Annotated in this window: 2 protein-coding genes; one reads left to right on the top strand and one right to left on the bottom strand. The window is 61.3% G+C overall.

All coding sequences use genetic code 11. From position 1 onward, the window contains the following. Positions 1–285: 285 nt before the first annotated feature. Positions 286–585, top strand: coding sequence for a GDCCVxC domain-containing (seleno)protein (locus BM355_RS14995; protein WP_091699768.1), 300 nt, complete (start codon positions 286–288; stop codon positions 583–585). Positions 586–722: 137 nt separating this feature from the next. Here the strand turns inward: BM355_RS14995 and BM355_RS13990 are convergent. Next, a partial coding sequence (locus BM355_RS13990) for a cation diffusion facilitator family transporter (RefSeq protein WP_483869253.1) occupies positions 723–1025 on the bottom strand: 303 nt, incomplete at its 5' end.

Below are 1025 nucleotides of genomic sequence, written 5' to 3'. Positions count from 1 at the left end.
CGCGACACCTACCTGCAGCCAGTCCTGCGTGATCGCGGCAACAAGACCGCCACGGAGCGCTGCAAAAACCCCGCCACCAAGCGAACGAAGCCACACGCAGTCCCTCGCAGCCGGCACAGGTGGCCCACTAACGACCAATTCTGGATCGTAAGCAGGGAGCACCGATTCCCGTTTTCAGGACGCATGCGTGCCGGAAAACCGGGAAGCAACCGGAGCTCCAAATGACTTCCGGGGGATCCTGTTTAACGATCGAATAGGGCGGCCGCCAGAGGCGAGAATGGAGGTATGACCGTTGAGTTGACATCAGTAGTGACGTGTCCGGTATGCCAACAGGAAACCTCCGCACAAATGCCGACGGATTCCTGCCAGTTTTTCTGGGTGTGCCCAAATTGCCGTGAGCGTGTACGGCCCCTTGGCGGCGACTGTTGCGTCTTCTGTTCCTACGGCACCGTTCCTTGCCCCTCGCGACAAGGTCCAGCCGAATGGAAGCAGCAATGCTTAGTGCCAGCCTCCATTACCTGTACCAACAATGGTTCCTTTGATGGGAATGGAGACCGAGATTTCGTTGGTCGGTTCCGTGGGTGACTTGGGTGCTTTGCCGGCCCGGTCGGCCATCGAACGGGACTCCGCCCGAGTCGGTTCAACCAGAACCATACCGGGGCTAAACGTCGCGCTTCCTGCAGGTTTCTCTTCTCGTCGATGACTGCGAGGTGGTGTGGGCGTCAGTCGTGCTGCACGGAGGCGACCTCTTGGTCACGCAGGGTGGAGGTCTCGAGTTGGATGGTGGCGTGGTCGAAGGAGACCGGGAAGTGCTCCTTGACGCAGGCGCGGACCTCTTCCAGGATTCGCGGGGCGTGGCCGGACTCGAAGCACCGATCTTCGACGATGACGTGCGCGGAGAGCACCGGCAGGCCGGTGCCGATCATCGAGGCGTGCAGGTCGTGCACGTCCTGCACGTGCTCCAGTGCCAGGATGTGCTCGCGGACCTCGTCGAGGTCCACGCCCTTGGGGGTGAACTCCATCAG

The organism is Micrococcus terreus (assembly GCF_900116905.1).
GTDB classification, from domain to species: Bacteria; Actinomycetota; Actinomycetes; order Actinomycetales; family Micrococcaceae; genus Citricoccus; species Citricoccus terreus.
Note: the sequence above shows the minus strand (reverse complement) of the source record. Positions and strands in the feature narration are given on the sequence as shown.